At 46.9% G+C, this 19,655-nt stretch carries 14 protein-coding genes; 11 read left to right on the plus strand and 3 right to left on the minus strand.

What is annotated here, in order from left to right; translation table 11 throughout:
* Positions 1-193: 193 nt before the first annotated feature.
* The 10 genes from nth (at position 194) to gyrA (ending at position 17,205) form a co-directional block, all read left to right on the plus strand.
* Positions 194-865, plus strand: coding sequence for an endonuclease III (gene nth, locus PCH02S_RS07290; RefSeq protein ID WP_127451512.1), 672 nt, complete (start codon positions 194-196; stop codon positions 863-865).
* A gap of 25 nt (positions 866-890) precedes the next feature.
* A complete protein-coding gene (locus PCH02S_RS07295) occupies positions 891-1,166 on the plus strand; it encodes an NAD/NADP transhydrogenase alpha subunit (protein ID WP_127451514.1) in 276 nt (91 codons plus the stop codon).
* Between the two features lie 92 nt (positions 1,167-1,258).
* Positions 1,259-4,948, plus strand: coding sequence for a dynamin family protein (locus PCH02S_RS07300; protein WP_127451516.1), 3,690 nt, complete (start codon positions 1,259-1,261; stop codon positions 4,946-4,948).
* 270 nt (positions 4,949-5,218) lie between these two features.
* Positions 5,219-7,054 carry an ABC transporter ATP-binding protein gene (locus tag PCH02S_RS07305; RefSeq protein WP_127451518.1) on the plus strand — a complete coding sequence of 612 codons (1,836 nt, stop codon included), beginning with the start codon at positions 5,219-5,221 and terminating at the stop codon, positions 7,052-7,054.
* A complete protein-coding gene (locus PCH02S_RS07310) occupies positions 7,051-8,898 on the plus strand; it encodes an ABC transporter ATP-binding protein (protein ID WP_246068979.1) in 1,848 nt (615 codons plus the stop codon). Before PCH02S_RS07305 ends, PCH02S_RS07310 begins: the two co-directional genes overlap by 4 nt.
* Positions 8,899-9,903: 1,005 nt before the next feature.
* Positions 9,904-10,719: a GDSL-type esterase/lipase family protein gene (locus PCH02S_RS07315; RefSeq protein ID WP_246068980.1), complete on the plus strand. Its 816-nt coding sequence runs from the start codon at positions 9,904-9,906 to the stop codon at positions 10,717-10,719.
* 15 nt (positions 10,720-10,734) lie between these two features.
* A complete protein-coding gene (locus tag PCH02S_RS07320; protein ID WP_174806741.1) occupies positions 10,735-11,700 on the plus strand; it encodes an ABC transporter ATP-binding protein in 966 nt (321 codons plus the stop codon).
* Between the two features lie 15 nt (positions 11,701-11,715).
* The gene (locus tag PCH02S_RS07325; protein ID WP_127451522.1) at positions 11,716-12,708 is read left to right on the plus strand and encodes an ABC transporter permease; all 993 of its coding nucleotides are present in this window, start codon (positions 11,716-11,718) and stop codon (positions 12,706-12,708) included.
* 63 nt (positions 12,709-12,771) lie between these two features.
* A complete protein-coding gene (gene parE, locus PCH02S_RS07330; protein WP_127451524.1) occupies positions 12,772-14,739 on the plus strand; it encodes a DNA topoisomerase IV subunit B in 1,968 nt (655 codons plus the stop codon).
* Between the two features lie 24 nt (positions 14,740-14,763).
* The gene (gene gyrA / locus PCH02S_RS07335) at positions 14,764-17,205 is read left to right on the plus strand and encodes a DNA gyrase subunit A (RefSeq protein ID WP_127451526.1); all 2,442 of its coding nucleotides are present in this window, start codon (positions 14,764-14,766) and stop codon (positions 17,203-17,205) included.
* Here gyrA and PCH02S_RS35610 read toward each other — a convergent pair.
* On the minus strand, positions 17,196-17,363 hold the full coding sequence (locus tag PCH02S_RS35610; protein WP_157324573.1) for a hypothetical protein: 168 nt from the start codon (positions 17,361-17,363) through the stop codon (positions 17,196-17,198). The genes gyrA and PCH02S_RS35610 overlap by 10 nt on opposite strands.
* A 255-nt stretch (positions 17,364-17,618) precedes the next feature.
* Here PCH02S_RS35610 and PCH02S_RS07340 point away from each other — a divergent pair, with 255 nt between their 5' ends.
* Entirely contained in the window at positions 17,619-18,023 is a 405-nt protein-coding gene (locus PCH02S_RS07340; protein ID WP_127451825.1) for a MarR family winged helix-turn-helix transcriptional regulator, read from the plus strand.
* Between the two features lie 32 nt (positions 18,024-18,055).
* On the opposite strand, the gene PCH02S_RS07345 is transcribed toward PCH02S_RS07340, so the two are convergent.
* Positions 18,056-18,769 carry an RluA family pseudouridine synthase gene (locus PCH02S_RS07345; RefSeq protein WP_127451527.1) on the minus strand — a complete coding sequence of 238 codons (714 nt, stop codon included), beginning with the start codon at positions 18,767-18,769 and terminating at the stop codon, positions 18,056-18,058.
* 1 nt (position 18,770) lies between these two features.
* Positions 18,771-19,637: a class I SAM-dependent methyltransferase gene (locus tag PCH02S_RS07350; RefSeq protein ID WP_127451529.1), complete on the minus strand. Its 867-nt coding sequence runs from the start codon at positions 19,635-19,637 to the stop codon at positions 18,771-18,773.
* Positions 19,638-19,655: the final 18 nt, after the last annotated feature.

Consider the following 19,655-nt stretch of genomic DNA (forward strand, 5'->3'; position numbering starts at 1 on the left):
ATTGAACAAAATAATCGTCACATCCGTCTGTATTGTAGGAGCTAGTCTCCTGCTGCAGGCGGTTTTTTTATGATTTTTAAAATAAATATGGCAATTTTTTAGAAAATGTTCGCATTTTGACGCTCACAAGCATTGATTCTAACGTCACAATTCGCTAAACTGAAGAATATTACGACCCTAAGGAAGCAAAGACATGACGCAGAAGTTAGTAAGGCATATTTTGGATACGATTGGTGAACTATTTCCGGATGCACATTGCGAGCTGCGTCACAGTAATCCTTTTGAATTAACGATTGCTGTTTTGCTATCCGCGCAATGCACTGATGAAACCGTAAATAAGGTGACATTGGATTTATTTCAGAAATATAAGCGCCCCGAAGATTACTTGGCCGTTTCATTGGAGGAACTGGAGCAAGACATCAGACGGATTGGATTATTTCGAAATAAAGCGAGCAATATTCAAAAACTGTGCCGGTTATTACTGGACAAGTTTGATGGTGAGATCCCAGAGAAGCACGAACACTTAGTCGAGCTGCCTGGTGTAGGCCGAAAGACGGCAAACGTCGTTGTCTCCAATGCTTTTGGAGTACCTGCCATTGCCGTTGACACTCACGTAGAGCGCGTATCCAAGCGACTGGGATTGGCGGGCATCGATGATTCGGTGCTTGAGGTAGAAAAGAAGCTGATGAAGAAGGTTCCACGAGAAGAGTGGACACAAACCCATCATCGCCTGATCTTTTTTGGCCGTTATCATTGTAAAGCGCAGAACCCGAAATGCGAGGTATGTCCTCTCTTGGATAACTGTCGCGAGGGTAAGAAACGTATGAAACCAAGCTCAACTAGGAAAACTATTACAAACAAATGATATGCAGACAAAGGATGGGATTTAAATGAAATGCATCGCCGTATATACCAATAGCTTTGAACAATTCTCTGATATTTTCGAACAAGTGATTAATACTCCATTAGCCGATAATGAGGAAAAAGTCATTGAAGGCATTACAGTCAGTGAATCAGGTGAAGTTCCTCAGAATTACATAGACAAGATGAAAACAAAAACTGAGGTTGTTGTGATGAAAGTTAAAGAATCGGATATTACGATTTTGCAGCATCGCGATGTTTTTGAAATTTTCTTGCCTGAAAAAGAAAAAGTGGTTATGTCCTAAAAAATTAAATCTCCCTCTGGGAGATTTTTTTCTGTATCCTCATAGATATAAGATTGGATAGAAGACCGGTAAATAAGGAGCGGAACGGACGAATGACGCAAGCAATCGATACAAACATCTCGGTCATGCCGGATGCAATCAAGAAGATGCAGGTAAGTCTGCAAACAACAGGAGATCTGGATAATGCTGGCAAGCTGGGGCAACTGCTGGCGAAGATTGATTCAGGCAGAATGAACATCGCTTTCTGCGGCCATTTTTCAGCGGGGAAATCAACCTTAATTAACCAGTTATGCGGGCATCCGCTGCTGCCGTCCTCCCCGATACCAACGAGTGCTAATATCGTGAGTATCCGCAATGGGGCACCTGGCGCTCATGTTACACATCGACATGGAAGCCTCCAAGGGAAGACGAATACGATTCCGCTCGATGAGCTTGAAGCTTATTGTGTGAATGGTACAGATATTGAAACAGTAGAAATATCTTATCCCATTGCTTTTCTGGGTGAACATACAGCGCTGTTAGACACGCCAGGGATTGATTCGACGGACGATGCCCACCATAAATCTACGGAGTCTGCGCTGCACTTGGCGGATGTCGTGTTTTATGTGATGGATTACAATCATGTACAATCCGAAGTGAATCTTGCGTTTACGAAGAAAATGAAGGAGTGGGGCAAACCGCTCTATCTCATTGTCAATATGATCGATAAGCACAAAGAATGGGAACTGCCATTTTCGCAGTATCAAGAGGGGACGAAACAAGCCTTTTTGAATTGGGGTATCGTGCCGGATGATCTACTCTTTGTTACCATGAAAGAGCCGAACCATCCTCATAATGAGTATGGGAAGCTGCAATGGTTATTAAGCCGCTTGATTGAGCGTGGCGACGAGCTGCGCAGCTTCAGCATTGACGCCTCTGCACGCTATCTTGCCGACGAACATGGCAAATGGCTGGCTGAGCAGCATGAGCCGCAGAAGGCTGAGCTTATGGAGCAAATCAGCCTGGAAGGTGATGTGCAGGAGGTCGAGGCGCTGGCGACTGCCAAGCAGCAGGAGCTGACGGTCTTGAAAGGACTGCCGGAAGCATTGACGGCACAGCTGCGTAAGGAAGTTGGCACAATCATTGAAAATGCCAACATTACACCGGCCTTGACCCGCGATCAGGCTCATGCGTATTTAGAGAGCCGCAAGCCCGGGTTCAAGGTAGGGTTCTTCTCCAGAGCTGCACAGACGGCTCTGGAAACGGAGAAACGGCTCAACGCGTTTCAAGCGGATTTATCGGAGCAGGTGGAAGCACAGCTGGATTGGCATCTGCGGGACGCTTTGAAGAAAGCTGCGCAAAATCAAGGGCAGCATGACGCGGGTCTCTTGGCTCAGATTGAGGCTTTGCGCGTGGAAGTCACGCCAGAGTGGCTTGCAGCGCAAGTGAATGCTGGCGCCACATTCGGCGGCGAATACACGCTCAACTTCATGAAGCAAGTTGCGTCGGATATTAAACAGCAGTACCGCAAACAGTCGTTTGCGGTGATCGACCTGATCGCGGCTGCGGTTCGCGAGCACGGTGCTGTGGCCGCCGCTGCGCTTGCGGCCGAGCTGGAAGCGCTGGGCAGCCGCCTCGGCGCTGCCCGCGAACTGCGCCGCCTCGAGGAAGCCGAGGCGGCCGCAACGGCCCAGCTGCTGCGCATGGCGAGCTGGGCAAGGCCAGCTGCGCCGGCGCTGCCGGACGCGCAGCAGTACACGCCCATGGAGGAGCAAGCAGCCGCCCCGCTGAGCGGGGGGCTGCATGTCACCTCCATGGATAAGATCCTGCAGGCCGCTGCGACAGCATCGGCGGCCGCAGGACCTTCAGCCGCTGCCCCTGTGGAGGCAGCGGCATCCGCGCCGACCGCGTTCACCTCAGGTGAACACGGTCGGCGCATGGAGCGCAAAGCCGCCGACTTGCTGGCGGCTTCGGACATCATCGACGGACTGCCGTCGATGCGGTCGATCGCGCGTGCCATGCGCGAGAAATCGGAACGTCTGCGTCAGCGGACGTTCACGATTGCGTTGTTCGGCGCATTCAGCGCCGGCAAGTCGTCTTTCGCCAATGCTTTGATTGGTGAAAGAGTGCTGCCGGTCTCGCCGAACCCAACGACGGCGGCCATTAATAAGATCATGCCGCCGCAAGAGGGCTGGCCGCATGGTACGGCCAAGGTGAAGATGAAGAAAGCGGACGCGATTCTTCAGGACGTCCTATATTCACTTGAAATTTTAGGCGTGCAAGCGAGCGATATGGCGTCCTCATTGAAACGTATAGGCGCTCTTTCCCCAGCTGACGTAACCGCCAAAGGAAAACCGCATTATTCCTTCCTTAAAGCCGTCGAGAAAGGCTGGCAGCTGGCGCAGAATCATTTGGGCACGGAACTGAAAATCACCAAAGAGGAGTTTCCAAGCTACGTCGCCGACGAGTCAAAGTCTTGTTTTGTTGAATTTATAGAATTATATTATTCGAATCCCTTGACGGAACAAGGCATTATTTTCGTTGATACACCTGGTGCAGATTCCATTAATGCTCGCCATACCGGCGTTGCTTTTAATTATATTAAAAATGCCGATGCCATTCTTTTCGTGACTTATTATAATCACGCGTTCTCGCAGGCGGACCGCGAGTTCCTTTTACAGCTTGGACGTGTCAAAGACAGCTTTGAAATGGATAAAATGTTCTTCATCGTGAATGCCGCCGATCTTGCAGCAAGCCCGGAAGAATTGCAGGGGGTAATGACCCATGTGGAAACAAATCTTCTGCAGCACGGTATCCGCAATCCGCGGATTTATCCGATATCCAGTTATTTAGCGGCAGAAGGGAAAATTACCGGCAACGAAGCGCTTGTCGCGCAGTCGGGCATCCGTCCGTTTGAAGGCGAGTTTGTGCAGTTTACCTTTAATGAACTGAGCGATGTTGCGATACACTCAGCGAATCTGGAGCTGCACCGCGCGATTGCCACAATGCAGCAATGGCTCGAGAGTGCGCAAACAGGGGAAGAACAACGGAAGCAGCAGCTTAGGAAGCTGGAGCAGTCTGAGCGGGAGTGTGCTGAGCTGCTTGAGCGTACGCTTTTCGAAGCGGAACTCAAAGAATTGAAGAAAGAGATTCAGGAGCTTCTGTATTATGTGAAGCAGCGTACGATGTACCGGTTTGGTGAATTGTACAATTACGCCTTTAATCCTTCCACGTTCCGTGAGGAAGCCAGAGATCCGAAGCAGGCGCTCCAGTCGGCCTGGGGTGAGCTGTTGCGCATGATCGGTTATGATCTTTCGCAAGAAGTACTTGCAACGACGCTGCGGGTTGAGAATCGAATGAATCTGATATCCGGAAATCGTGTTAAACGTTGGGAAGAGCAGCTTCGCCAAGTTATGGATGGCTTCGAGAGCGGTTCATACGAATCCAACACATTTGTTACGCCTGAAATCAGCTCCAAAATGGAAGCGCCCGAGATCTCACTTAAATTGTTGCAAAGTCATTTCAAGAACCCGAAGCAATTTTTTGAAGGGGATGGCAAAAGCAAGCTGCGAGCAGATTTGGAAAATCGGATGACGGCTCCGGTCGCTCAGTTTGTTGAGCTTCAAACTGCAGAGCTTGAAGAGGCATATGCCAATCAGCTCGAAAACTGGTTGCTGAAACAGAAAAATCAGCTGCTTGGGCAGCTGAATGAGCATGCCGAAGGGATGCGCGATGCCCTTGAAATGAAGATTGATTTGAACGAACTAATATCCAAACAGCATCAATTAAAGTCGTTTGTTTAACATTTAAACAATAGGGTTGGTCATGTTCAATTGAACGTGATCAGCCCTTTTTCACGTACCGCTATGTAAAGGCTTACATTGATGGTTATTGGGATGATTTTAAAGAATAGGGTGGATTCCTGCACGTTTTTGTGAAGTTATGGGCTTTTAAGCGAATATATCACGCATTCTTCTGATTGCCCGCATATAGGGATGGTGTTAAGATTCATTAAGTATTAAAACGCTTACCTAGCTTTTCCAAATTCACCTTCTTGAGGAGGGGTCACCAAAGTGGATGTATTCAGGCAACTGAAGCCCTATTTTTGGCCAGAGAAAAAACTGTTTTTTGGAGCCATTCTATGTTTAGCCCTAGCAACTGCATTAGGTCTCGTTTATCCGAATTTACTCCGGTATCTCATCGATAACGTGATCGCAAAAAAGCAATTTGAACTCGTTCCAAAATTAGCAATTATTGTTGTGATTGTCGTTTCTATGAAAGGGATGTTTCAATTCCTGCATGGCTTGCTAGGGGGCCGATTGGGCAACCGGGTTGCGTATCATTTGCGGAATGCGCTTTATAACAAGCTGCAGTATTTATCCTTTCAGTACTACGATCAAGCAAGAACAGGGGACTTAATGTCCAGATTGACGGCTGATTTGGAAGCAATTCGGCAATTCATCGGATTTGGTTTTGCTCAACTATTAAACGTTCTACTAATGTTGATTTTCGGTATGAGCATGATGTTCTCCATCAATTGGAAGTTAGCTTTACTGACCATGATTTCGATGCCATTTCTGGCGTTTACGGCCATTCGTTTTGAAGGCAAAATTCATCCCGCATTCCGGATGGTACGCCAATCGCTTAGTTCGATGACAACCGCGGTACAAGAGAACATCACAGGGGTTCGGACCGTCAAATCGTTCGCGCGTGAAGCTCATGAGGTGACTAAGTTTTCAGCCCGTAATGAGGACTACAAGGCGATGAATATTGAAAGTTCCGGGATTTGGGCGAAATACTTTCCGATCATGGAAATTCTGGCGAATCTGAGCGTCGTTATGCTGCTTGGCGTTGGAGGTTACATGGTCATCCAGGATACGATTTCCCTAGGTGAGCTGGTTGCTTGCTTCAGCTTAATCTGGTACATCATCGGACCGATGTGGGGACTTGGTTTCCATATCAACAACTTCACGAATACGAAAGCTTCTGGCGAGAAAATTCTCGATATTTTGCATCAATATTTACACGTGAAAGATCAAGCGGATGCAGCGGTTGTAACAAGCAGCCAAGTGAAAGGTCATGTGCGTTTCGACAATGTGACATTTGCTTATCCAGAGAAGCAGCCAGCTTTATACGACTTCAATTTGGATGCTCCAGCAGGCTCAGTTATTGGGCTTCTAGGCAGCACAGGTTCAGGTAAAACGACGGTGATCTCTCTGCTAATGAGAGCGTACAATGTGAAAGACGGCCGAGTAATGCTCGATGGCAAAGACGTTCGTTCGCTTGAGATTGAAAGCTATCGCAGCCAGATTGCAACCGTTTTCCAAGAAACGTTCTTATTCTCTTCCACTATTCTTAACAATATCGCTTATGGTCGCAAAGATGTTACGATGGATGAAATTATTCGAGCAGCGAAATTGGCTAAAGCACATGAATTCATTTCTGAGCTGCCGGAAGGTTATGATACTGTTGTCGGCGAGCGCGGATTAGGCTTATCAGGCGGTCAAAAGCAGCGTATTGCCATTGCTCGAGCACTGATCAAAGATCCCAAAATCCTGGTGCTTGATGATGCAACGAGCGCTGTTGATATGGAAACAGAACACGAGATCCAAGCAGGCTTTAGTGAAGTCATGAAGGGAAGAACGACATTTATTATTGCGCATCGGATTTCTTCCTTGAAGCATGCTGATGAAATTATCGTCTTGGATAAAGGACGAATCGTTCAAAGAGGCAAACATCACGAGCTTCTGCAGCAGGAAGGCCTCTATCGTCAAACTTACGATATTCAATACGCGGATCAACCTAAGCAAGCGACTGAAGATGATCAAGTTGCTGCAGCCAAAGATAGTGAATTAGATGCGACAACGCGAAACCATTCCTCTTTGCAAGAAAGAAGGTTAGCACATTGAGTACGAAATCAAATCAAGCCGAGGCGGCTGCCAAGAACGAAGATTCTCAAGTCGGGCAACGATTTGTTTACCAGGATGATGAGTTGATTGATAAGCCCTTCGATTGGGGTCAATTGAAACGTTTATTTAGTTATATGAAGCCCTATAAGAAACAAATGCTCCCGATTATCATTATTATGATGTTAGTTGGAGCTATCACCAAATTGACAGTACCGCTACTGATTAGAGAAGCGATTGATAATGCTATTGTACCTAAAAATACGAACCTGCTGCTAATCATCGTCGGTGTCATGCTTGGCGTATATATCATCCAATGGCTGGCAAATACGTTCCGAATTAAGTACACGAATATGATTGGACAACGCGTCATTTACGATTTGCGGCACGATTTGTTCAGCCACATTCAAAAGCTGTCGTTCCGATTCTTCGATACACGACCAGCAGGATCTGTCCTTGTTCGTGTAACGAATTATGTAAACTCACTGCAAGATTTGTTTACAAACGGGGTCGTTAACCTGTTGATTGACGTCGTGCAGCTTGTTGGGATCATTATTATTTTGTTGACTTTTAATTTTAAATTAGGGGCTGCCATTATTGTAACGGTTCCTATCATGTTCTTGATTTCTACCAAGCTGCGCAAGAAAATTCGCCATGCCTGGCAAGATGTAACGATGAAACAATCGCGGCTGAATGCCCATTTGAATGAGTGTATTCAAGGGATACGGGTCACCCAAGCTTATTCGCAGGAAAAAGAAAATATTCAGTTTTTCACTAAAATGAACATGGTTAACCGTCTATCCTGGAATCGCGCTTCGATGCTCAATCAGACGTTCGGTCCTCTCATCGAGATAACAGGAGCAATCGGATACTGCATTCTCTTCTGGATGGGTGCTTATTTGATCCAAACGGAGGAAATCTCAGTCGGTTTATTGGTTGCTTTCGCTACTTACATAGGTTATTTCTGGGAGCCGATTACGCGCCTGGGTCAAATGTATTCGCAACTGCTAATTGCAATGGCTTCTGCTGAGCGGATCTTCGAATTTATCGACGAAAAGCCTTCTGTCGCTGAGCTTGAAGACGCGAAAGACCTGCCTAACATCAAAGGTAATGTGAAATTTGAAAATCTCGTATTCGAGTACGAGGCTGGTCGTCCGGCATTAAAAGGTTTTAATCTGGAGGTGCATGCAGGGCAATCTATTGCGTTAGTTGGGCACACGGGATCAGGTAAAAGTACCATTATGAATCTGCTTTGTCGATTCTATGATCCTACAGAAGGACGTATTCTGATTGACGGCACTAACATTCGCGATGTTACGATTCAAAGCGTGCGTTCCCAAATTGGCGTCGTGCTGCAGGATACGTTTATTTTCTCGGGCACGATTCGAGATAACATCCGTTTTGGTCGGTTGGATGCAACGAATGAAGAGATTGAACAGGCTGCTAAAGCCGTTCATGCGCATGACTTTATCGTCGGCTTGCCGAATGGCTATGACACGGAGGTACAGGAACGCGGAAATGTGTTATCGATGGGGCAACGTCAGTTGATTTCCTTTGCGAGGGCACTGCTTGCGAATCCACGAGTGCTCATTCTGGACGAAGCGACGGCAAGTATCGATACGGATACGGAGCTGAAAATTCAAGAAGCCCTCAAAACGCTTCTTGCCGGGCGGACTTCCTTCATCGTGGCGCATAGGCTTTCTACGATTCGCAACGCGGATAAAATCGTCGTGCTGGATCATGGCCGCATGATGGAAATCGGCAATCATGATGAATTGATGAAGGAGCAGAAGATTTATTACGGTTTGATTCAAGCGCAGTATAAGTTTTTGCAGGATGCTGTTTAGTCATAAACCTGGCGGTGTAGTTCATGCCGCTAGGTTTATTTTTTTGCTAAAAGTGGGGGGAGGTGTATGCAAAGTTTTCCTACTGAAACCTATTAGCACGCTATTTCTCCTGCTAACGGACCCACATGTCGCTATTCGGCCAAATTAACCATTTTTGAGAATCTAACGGACCGAGGAGCTGTTATTTATCGGCTTTACAGTGGTTTCAGCTAGTTTCAAGACGATTAAGGTCACCTGTGTCCGTTAAATTCAAAATTAGCTCCAAAAGTAACCAATAGTGGCGACTGAGTCCGTTAGAATATTGTAAACGTAACAAGTTGAACTGTGCCACCTGTAAGCTGAAAATCACGACTCCCACAATAGTAACACTACCCTCAGTAACACAACACACCCACCAACAGTAGCAACAACAGTAGAACACCGCACACCTACCATCATATCAGAAGCATCACCATAAGTTGCACCACCTTCAGTAATATCGCAACACTACCAACAGTTGAAACTGTAATCGAAGCAGCACCACGATACCTTCAATTATCTTCATCCCACGCCATACATCTGCTGCTGTAACGCATCCAAATGTCGCTATTCCGCAATACCAGCACATTTTGTGATTCTAACAGTCACTAATCCCCTCTAACCTGTGCAGAGACTCTTTCATAAAAAAAGCCCAAGAAAATCAAGCTACTTTACCTACCTTCCACGATCCAACCGATGTACTCACTAATTCGCAACCCTCCACCTCACTAAACACACAAAGACTAGCGGAACATTCCGCTAAGCCAAATCATAGCGGAACTGGTGTCCTCAATTTCGAGGATATCAATCAATTACACAAACCAAAAAATAATTGAGACTGTTTGATTTCTGGCTAAATATGTTATACTATCCAAACGAACATATGATCGTTTTTTTGGCACTGCCTTTTTGCAGCGTTTGCAAATTTATTCTAGAAGCTATACTCTTAGTATGAATTATGCCATTTATTCGCAGGAGGGGACATTTTTGAGATCATCTCGCTTCATATGGGGAACAATTGGCTTAACCGCATCTATTACGACGATTGTTTTCGCTGTAGGATTTGCTTACGCGGCGAATCAGATATGGTTTCCGAAGGCTTCCGGATCGCTTCAATTAGCGACAGAGGCTCCGAAGAAGGAATCGATGATTGAAAGCAAAGCAAAGCTGCAAATTGTAGCGCTCGGCGATTCATTAACGGCAGGAACGGGTGACAATACAGGTAAAGGTTATGTGGGCCGCTTCCGTGAAAAGCTGGAGAAGGAAACGGGCAAACCGGTATTTGTGCTTAATAATTTAGCAATTCCAGGCTATAAGAGCGACCAGCTGCTGGCTGATCTGGCGCTAAAGAAGACACAGGATGCGCTTGCGCAGGCAGATATTATCTTGCTTACTATCGGCGGAAATGATATTTTTGCAGGTGGAGACGGACTTTTTCAAGGGGATAATCAGACAGAGTTTAACCCTGAGGCAGCGGTAAGTCGTGTGGCTCCGGCGCTCGATAAAGTGCAGAAAATTCTCGAAGCGATTAATAAGGCCAACCCGAAGGCAACCGTGATGTACGTAGGCTTATATCATCCATTTTTAGATATGGATCCGAAACAGGAAGGTTCACTTATTGTGCAGCGCTGGAATAATGGCGTTTTCGAAATGATCAATCGTTATCCACAAATGGTAATTGTCCCGACTTATGATTTGTTTAAACAAAATTTGATTAAATATTTGTCTTCGGCTGATCATTTTCATCCTAATGCGGATGGATATGAGCGAATTGCAGATCGAATTTTACAAATTCTGAAGTAATGGGGGGCAGGCAAAGTGACAGAAGCAGTAATCGTTCCTGATACCGTATTATCCGTGAAAAATTTGAGAAAACAAATTAAAAATAAAGAGATTATCAAGGGGATTTCCTTTGATGTCTATGCCGGTGAAATTTTCGGTTTTTTAGGGCCTAACGGATCCGGTAAAACAACAACCATTCGAATGCTTGTTGATCTAATTCGGCCAACGGAAGGGACGATTCACATTTGTGGATTTGACGTCCGCAAGGAGCACAATCAAGCCATGCGTCATGTTGGCTGCATTGTAGAGAATCCGGAGTTGTATTCGTACTTAACGGGCTGGGAAAATCTCGAGCATTTCGCAAGAATGCTGCCGGATGTTGACGAGCAGAGAATCCATGAGGTTGTCGAAATTGTTTCGATGGATGGGCGAATTCATGATAAAGTTCGTACCTATTCCCTCGGCATGAGGCAGCGGCTTGGTATCGCGCAAGCGCTTCTTGGGCGGCCGAGCTTGTTAATTTTGGACGAGCCTACCAATGGACTTGATCCGCAAGGAATCAAGGAAATGAGGGAATTTATTCAGCGTTTGGCGGCTGATGGATTGAGCTTGTTTGTTTCCAGCCATCTATTGAGCGAGATTCAGCAAATGTGTGACCGTGTAGCGATTATTAGCCATGGCCAAGTCATTCAAGTAGGAGCGGTAAATGAGTTGATTGCGCAAGGCGGCAAAGTGGTTTGGTCCGTGTCTCCGGCCGATAAGGCTGAGGGGCTTCTCGATGCGTCTCCACTTGTGAACGCGATTGAGGAAATTGGGCAAGATGATCCCATGCATACACATGATTCTGTGAGACAAATTGTTACCCAGATGGATAAAGAGCATGTCCCGCAAATAAGTAGGCAATTGATGGAAGCAGGAATTAGCCTCTACGCTGTAGAAATCAAGAACCCAACGCTGGAAGATTTGTTCTTGAGCCTAACCGAGGGTGAAACCATACAATAGGGGACGGTGAAAGAAATGCGTATTCTGTATGAACTCGTCAAAAATGAATGTATCAAAATGATCAAGAAAAAACGATTTTATTTGATCATCCTGATCCTGCTTGCCCTTATTCCTATGTTTACTTATGCACAAATGAGAGTGGCTCAAAATACACAAAAGCAATTTGGTACGACAGACTGGAAGGCGGATCAGCGCCAGAAAATTATTGATTGGGAGAAGCGTTTAACCTCTGCACGTACGCCAGACGAATGGAAGCAGCAGCTTAAAGTGCAGATACAAATTGCTAATTATTATCTGGAACAAGATGTCGATCCGAGCTCGCCGAATGCCGTTACTTTCACGCGTGAATTTGTCAAAAATGCTGTCTCTTTATTCATTCCGCTGATCATCATGGTCATTTCGGCAGATATCGTATCATCCGAGCATTCTACGGGGACTATTAAATTATTGTTGACAAGACCGGTCCGGCGATGGAAAATCCTATTGAGCAAATTAATTACTGTTATTTTCTTTACTTCGCTTACGGTTCTTTCGACCGGTGTGCTGTGTTACTTGATTTCCGGCCTTGTTTTCGGCTATAACGGATGGACGATGCCCATTTTTACAGGCATTCAGATCAGTGGCACGGATGTAGACTTCAGTCTGGTAAGAGCGGTTGATCAGTGGTTCTTCCTCTTGATGGAGTTTGGATTAGTTTGGTTTTCGGCATTAGTCGTCGCACTGATGTCGTTAATGATCTCTGTTCTCATTCGATCAACAGCTGCCGGTATGGGGGTCATGCTCGCAGTCTTAATTTCGGGGACGATTCTTTCGAACATGGTGTCATCTTGGGAAACAGCTAAGTATTTGTTTATGGTCAACTTGGACTTAACCAAATATCTTACAGGAGGTCTGCCGCCGATAAAAGGTATGGATTTGGCCTTCTCGCTAAGTGTATTAAGTGTATGGGCCGCGATTTCGCTGATTGTTTCCTTTACTGTTTTCTCCCGCAAGGATATATTGAATTAACAAGATATTTGGAGTCGCGAAACTCCTATCAAAGAACCCTATATTAGAAAAAGGAGGGCTTCAATGACTGAGCAACTAGAATTTGCTAATGGAAAAGCCCCAACATCGGATTACGATGTCGATGATATTCAAGTACTGGAAGGGCTTGTTGCTGTTCGTAAACGACCAGGGATGTATATCGGCAGCACGAGTTCTTCCGGTTTGCACCATTTGATTTGGGAAATTGTCGATAATGCGGTAGATGAACATCTTGCCAAATACTGCTCCAAAATCAGTGTGACCATACATAAAGATCAGTCCATCACGGTGCAGGATAACGGTCGGGGGATTCCGACAGGTATGCATAAGACAGGAGTTCCTACGCCGCAGGTCGTGTTTACGATTCTTCATGCCGGAGGCAAGTTCGGAGGTGCTGGATACAAGAAATCCGGAGGTCTGCATGGCGTTGGTGCTTCGGTTACGAATGCTCTCTCAGAGTGGCTGGAAGTTGAAATTTATCGCGAAGGCAAAGTGCACAAAATGCGCTTTGAATACTGGGTCGATGATGCTGGTATTGAGCATGTGGGTGAACAGGTTACGAAGCTTGAAGTTATAGGCAATACGAACCGGACAGGGACTAAAGTTACGTTCAAGCCGGACAAACGCGTATTCCAAGGCGGCACCACCATTTCCTACGACACCTTATCCGAGCGGTTGCAAGAGATTGCCTTCTTGAATTCGGGGTTACAGGTTAATTTAAAAGATGAGCGCACGGATAAACAGGATTCATTCCAGTATGAAGGCGGCGCCAGCCAATTTGTTGAATTCTTGAATGAAGAGAAGACGGTGCTTCATCCCGTTATTCATTTTGCCTCTGAGAAGGACGAAATTGAAGTGGAAGTGGCTCTTCAGTACAATGATGGCTACACAGAAACAATCGCCTCATTCGTGAACGCAATCCCGACCCGCGGCGGCGGTACGCATGAAACGGGTTTTAAAACGGCTTATACAAGGGTCATGAATGAATATGCACGTAAAGCGGGCATTCTCAAAGAGAAAGAGAAAAACCTTGACGGTACCGACCTAAGAGAAGGTATGATGGTCGTAATCAATATTAAGATGGGCGATGTCGAATTCGTCGGTCAAACCAAGGATCAGCTTGGAAGCGCTATTGCAAGAAGTGCGGTGGATGCGGTTGTTTCGGACAAGATGACGGTGTTCCTGGAAGAAAATCCGCAAATCGCGCAGATGATGCTGAAGAAGGCTGTTCAAGCTTCTAAAGCCCGTGAAGCAGCTCGTAAAGCTAGAGAAGAAATTCGCAGCGGGAAAAAAGGGAAAAGCGAGAGCTCTAACCTTGGCGGCAAGCTAACCCCTGCGCAATCCAAGGATTTGCAGCGCAATGAATTGTTCGTCGTTGAGGGAGATTCTGCGGGAGGTTCCGCGAAACAAGGACGCGACTCCAAGCATCAAGCGATTTTGCCGCTAAAAGGGAAGCCAATGAACCCTGAAAAGGCAAAGCTTCTCGATATTATGAAAAACGACGAGTATAAAGCGATCATTGCGGCAATCGGAGCAGGAGTCGGCTCTGAGTTCGAAGTTGAAGAAATGAACTACGGTAAAATTATTATTATGACGGATGCGGATACTGACGGCGCACATATTCAAGTGCTGCTTCTGACGTTCTTCTATCGCTACATGAAGCCTATGATTGATGCAGGCAAGGTGTACATTGCGCAGCCGCCGCTTTACAAAGTAACGAGAAAAGGCAAAAATGGCGGCTATAAATATGCATGGACCGATGACCAATTGCAGCAAGTTGTGAAAGAGCTTGGCAAGAATACCGAGTTACAGCGGTACAAAGGACTTGGCGAGATGAATCCGGAGCAGTTATGGGAAACAACCATGAATCCGGAGAGTCGGCAACTGCTGCAGGTTCAGATTGAAGACGCTGCGAAAGCGGAGCGCCGAGTAACAACCTTAATGGGCGATAAAGTGGATCCGCGTAAACGCTGGATTATCGAGAACGTCGATTTTACCGAATATGTAGAGTAGACCAAAAAGAGTGGTGACTGAAAGTTGGGTATTTTAGAAGAATTTTTACCGGCCTATCTGGAAGAGATCGTTGGCGATCGATTCGGGCGTTATTCCAAATACATTATCCAGGATCGCGCGATCCCGGATGTCAGGGACGGCTTAAAGCCTGTACAACGACGCGTATTGTATGCGATGTACGACTCAGGGAATACCCCTGATAAACCATATCGCAAGTCCGCAAAAACGGTCGGCGATGTGATGGGGAACTATCATCCCCATGGAGATGCCTCTATTTACGATGGTATGGTTCGTATGGCACAGCCTTGGAAGATGGGTCATACACTTGTAGATGGCCATGGAAACTGGGGATCACTGGATGATGATCCGCCGGCAGCGATGCGGTACACAGAAGCAAGGCTCTCAGAAATTGCGATGGAACTGCTTCGTGATATTGAGAAACGTACCGTCATGTTCAAAGATAATTTTGATAACTCCACGAAGGAGCCAGTTGTGCTCCCAGCGCGTTATCCGAATCTGCTTGTGAACGGCGTAAGCGGCATTTCGGCAGGTTTTGCGACTGAAATTCCGCCGCATAACTTGCGTGAAATTATTGATGCTTGTACAGCGATGATCGATAAGCCTGAGATGACAGTTGAAGAGTTAATGACCATCGTTAAAGGTCCTGACTTCCCTACCTCCGGGATCATTATGGGTGAAGAGGGGATTCGTGAAGCTTATCGCACTGGCAAAGGCCGTATCTACATAAGGTCCAAAACAGCGATCGAAGATATGCGCGGCGGAAGACAACAAATTGTGATCACGGAAATTCCGTATCAAGTCGTGAAAGCGCGCCTTGTAACGGCAATGGAAAACATCCGTCTTGAGAAGAAAGTCGAGGGTATCGCGGAGGTTCGGGACGAAAGCGGACGTAACGGATTACGAATCGTCATTGAACTGAAAAAGGATGCGGATGCGCAAGGGATTTTAGCTTATTTGCTGAAGAAGACGGACTTGCAAGTCACGTACAATTTCAATATGGTGGCGATTGTTAATAAAGCGCCGCGCCAATTGGGCATTCGCGAAATTCTGGAAGCTTACATTGAGCATCAAAAGGAAGTTGTCACGTTCCGTTCGCAATATGAGCTTGAGAAAGCGGAAGACCGCGCTCACGTGCTGGAAGGGCTAGTCAAAGCGCTTAACATATTGGACGAAGTGATCGCAACGATCAAAGCGTCCAAAAATCGGCAGGATGCTCAAAACAATCTGATGGAGAAATTCGGCTTTTCCGAGCGTCAAGCGGACGCCATTCTCGTCTTGCAATTATACCGGTTAACGAATTTAGAAATTACAACTCTTGAAAAAGAGTTGAAAGATGTTGAAAAAACAATTGCTTATTTACGTGGCATTTTGGGCAGCTTGAAAAAGCTCTTAGGTGTCATTAAAGATGAAATGGGCGAAATCCGGAAGAAATACGGCATTGAGCGCCGTTCAGCGATTCAGGGCGAGGTTGAGGAGCTGAAAGTTAATCTGGAAGTGCTCGTCAATCCGGAAGACGTATTCGTCACGCTTTCTAACGAAGGCTACTTGAAACGCACTAGCAAGCTTTCGTTTACACGATCCGGCGGTGAACTGGAAAATACAGGTCTCAAGGAAGGCGACTACTTGCGCTTCTTGCTAGACGTGAATACGATTGAGAGCTTGCTGATCTTCACGAAAAAAGGCCAATACTACTTATTGCCCGTCCATCAAGTGCCAGAGTACAAATGGAAAGAAAATGGTACCGCCATCGTCAATGTCATTCCAATCGCCAAAGAAGACCGTATCGTTAATGTGATTCCGGTCAAAGGCTTTGAAGATCCAACGAAATCGCTTGTGTTCGTCACTCGCAAGGGCCAAGTGAAGCGTACGGAGCTCAAAGAGTACATGACGAATCGCTCCAATGGACTTGTCGCTTGTAAGCTGGCTGAGCAAGATGAAGTACTTCATGTGCATCTCAGCGATAACACGAAGGAAATCCTGCTTGTCACGAAACTGGGCATGAGCATCCGCTTCCGCGAGGAAGAAGTAAACCCGATGGGCCGTGCAGCCGCTGGTGTGCGCGGCATCCAGCTCAAAGATGACGATGATGTCGTCTCAGCTGAGTGGATTTATGGGGATGAGGGGGAAGTGCTCGTTATCTCAGACCTCGGGTATGCCAAACGGTCCCTTGTCGTAGATTATCCGATTCAAGGGCGTGGAGGAAAAGGAATTCTCACCTTTGAATTTAAAGAAGGCAAGCGTGTGAGACCGAATGGAACAGGTTTAATCCGAACATTCATTGTGAAAATGGATTATCAGATTACAGCTGTGATGAGTAATGGAGAGAAACTTCGCTTCTCGACGGAGACAGCGCCACTGGAAGATCGTAAAGCGCAAGGCAAGCAGCTTATCCCTGTTACCAAAACAGAATCCATTATAGATGTCCTGCGTTTCCCTCAGTCATAACTGACCGTAGGCGGATCCAGCTTCTCCATCAGCATAAAAGCTAACTCTAATAAGACCCACAGGGGCATCGGTTCGTCTAATCGATCCAGCCACTGTGGGTCTTTCAGCATGCCGGCCTCTAGTGCCTTTTTGCCAAGCTCCATTTTCCAATCGTCCACGTTGAACCACTCCTTAGCATAATCTGCAAATCTGACTGCTTCACAGTATATGTTAGAAGTGGGCGGAATGTTAAAAAGAAGTCGAGACATTCTTCAAGTTCGGACAAAGTTGTGGATGGCTCGACAACATGCCACAGCATGTACCGGAAATGTGCAGCTTTTGTAGGAAAGTATTAACGGCATTAACCTTTTAACCAGTGAAAATGCGTGCTATACTTGCGTTATAGTAGATGTTGGAAGCGAGTTGATGTGAGGTTGTATTCCGATGAGTTTGGAAAGCTGTGGCTGAAATTGTCTAAGGAATTGAAGAGCCAGATGGAAGTAGGATTAGCGCCTACGATTACAGAAGGGCAGCTTAACGTATTAGAATTGCTTATGACGAACGAGCGTATGAAGCCTTCAGATCTAATCGAATATCTATCTACAACACCTGCAGCGGTTACAACGCTATTAGATCGTATGGAGAAAAGTGAATTAATCGTACGGGTGCGCGATGAGAAAGACCGCCGTATCGTGTGGGTGCACGTAACAGACAAAGGAAAAGCGGAATGCGAGCGAGGTACGTTAGTCCGTGAACAACTGCTGGACACTTACCTGAGCCGCGTTTCCGCCCATAATCAGAAACTGCTTATTTATTTGTTGGGGAAAGTCGCTAATTAGTTGCAGTAGCGACACTCCGGTTCGGGTTGAATTTACAATTCTGGGATTGTAAATTCACTCCATGGCCGCTGCACAGGCGGCAGCGACCGAAAGCGCATCGTTTCTTTGAGAGTTGGATGCTCAAAGGACAGAGCCGTCGCCCAGAGCGCTAGCTGCTGGCCGGGCTTGTTGACCGCGCTGCCGTAGCGCTGGTCGCCGTACAGCGTGCAGCCGATGGCGGCCATCTGCACCCGGATTTGATGCGGCCGCCCGGTATGCAGCTTGATCTGAATCAAGCTGAGACTGTCTTGGCTGCCGAGCAGCTTATAATCCAGCACAGCCTCCTTGGCATCGTGCTGGCCTGGTTTGACAACGCTGACGGTATTCGTCCGCGTGTCCTTCCAGAGCCAGTGACGCAGCGTTGCCGTCGGCTGTGGCGGTTTGCCATGCACAATAGCGACATACGTTTTGTCGAGATGCCTAGTTCTTACCGCGTCCGACAGCCGTGACGCGGCCTTTGACGTTTTGGCGAAGACCATCACGCCGCCTACAGGCCTGTCAAGCCGGTGGACAAGCCCGAGGTAGACATTGCCGGGCTTGTTGTGCCGATGCTTGATATCCGCCTTCAGGACGTTCAGCAGATCAGGATCACGCGAGTCGTCCTCTTGTGTTGGCATGTTCACGGGCTTCTCTACCACGAGAATGTGGTTGTCTTCGAAAAGGATCGGAATTTGCGATGCTCCCGAAACATCTTTAGTTCCAGTCATATTAGGACTCCCAGCGTCCCAGAATACCGCAAGGGAGCATTAAGCCGGAGTGCGTGATCGGCAAGCCGATTTCTCCACTTGAGATCGTACCGCCATGCTTGCTTTTCATCGCCATCGTTAAGATGTTTTGCAGGACCGTAGCCGAAATACCTGTTGTATAAGAGTTAATTAACAGGAACAAAGGATTGTCGGTCAAGATCGTCTGGCAGGTTTGAATGAAAGGGAAGAGGTCATCTTCCAGTTTCCAAGTCTCGCCATTAGGTCCACGCCCGTAAGAGGGAGGATCCATGATGATCGCATCATATTTGCTGCCGCGGCGCTGTTCTCTTTGCACGAATTTGAATACGTCATCCGTAATGAAACGTACAGGACGGCTGCCCATGCCGCTGAGATGCAGGTTCTCCTTCGCCCATTGTACAACACCTTTGGAGGCATCAACGTGGCAAACTTCTGCTCCTGCATAAGCGCAGGCCAGAGAAGCTCCACCTGTATAAGCGAATAGGTTCAATACCTTGATCGGTCTTCCGGCGTTTTGGATTTTATCAATCATCCATTTCCAGTTGACGGCTTGCTCAGGGAAGAGGCCCGTGTGCTTGAAGCTGGTTGGTTTAATATAAAAGCTCAGCTTCTGGTCGTAGGTAATGGTCCAGCGTTCCGGCAGTTCAGCATGCTGCTGCCATTGTCCGCCGCCGCTGGAGCTGCGGTGATAATGAGCATCGGCTTGACGCCATGCGGGTGTTTCTTTTTCCAAAGGCCAAATGATTTGCGGGTCAGGTCTTCTCAATACGATCGTACCCCAGCGTTCCAGCTTTTCGCCGCCGCCGGTGTCGAGAAGTTCATAATCTACCCAGTCTTTTGCATAAAACATGTTGCATTCCATCCTTCA

This window comes from Paenibacillus chondroitinus NBRC 15376, from assembly GCF_004000765.1.
Classification (GTDB): Bacteria; Bacillota; Bacilli; order Paenibacillales; family NBRC-103111; genus Paenibacillus_E; species Paenibacillus_E chondroitinus.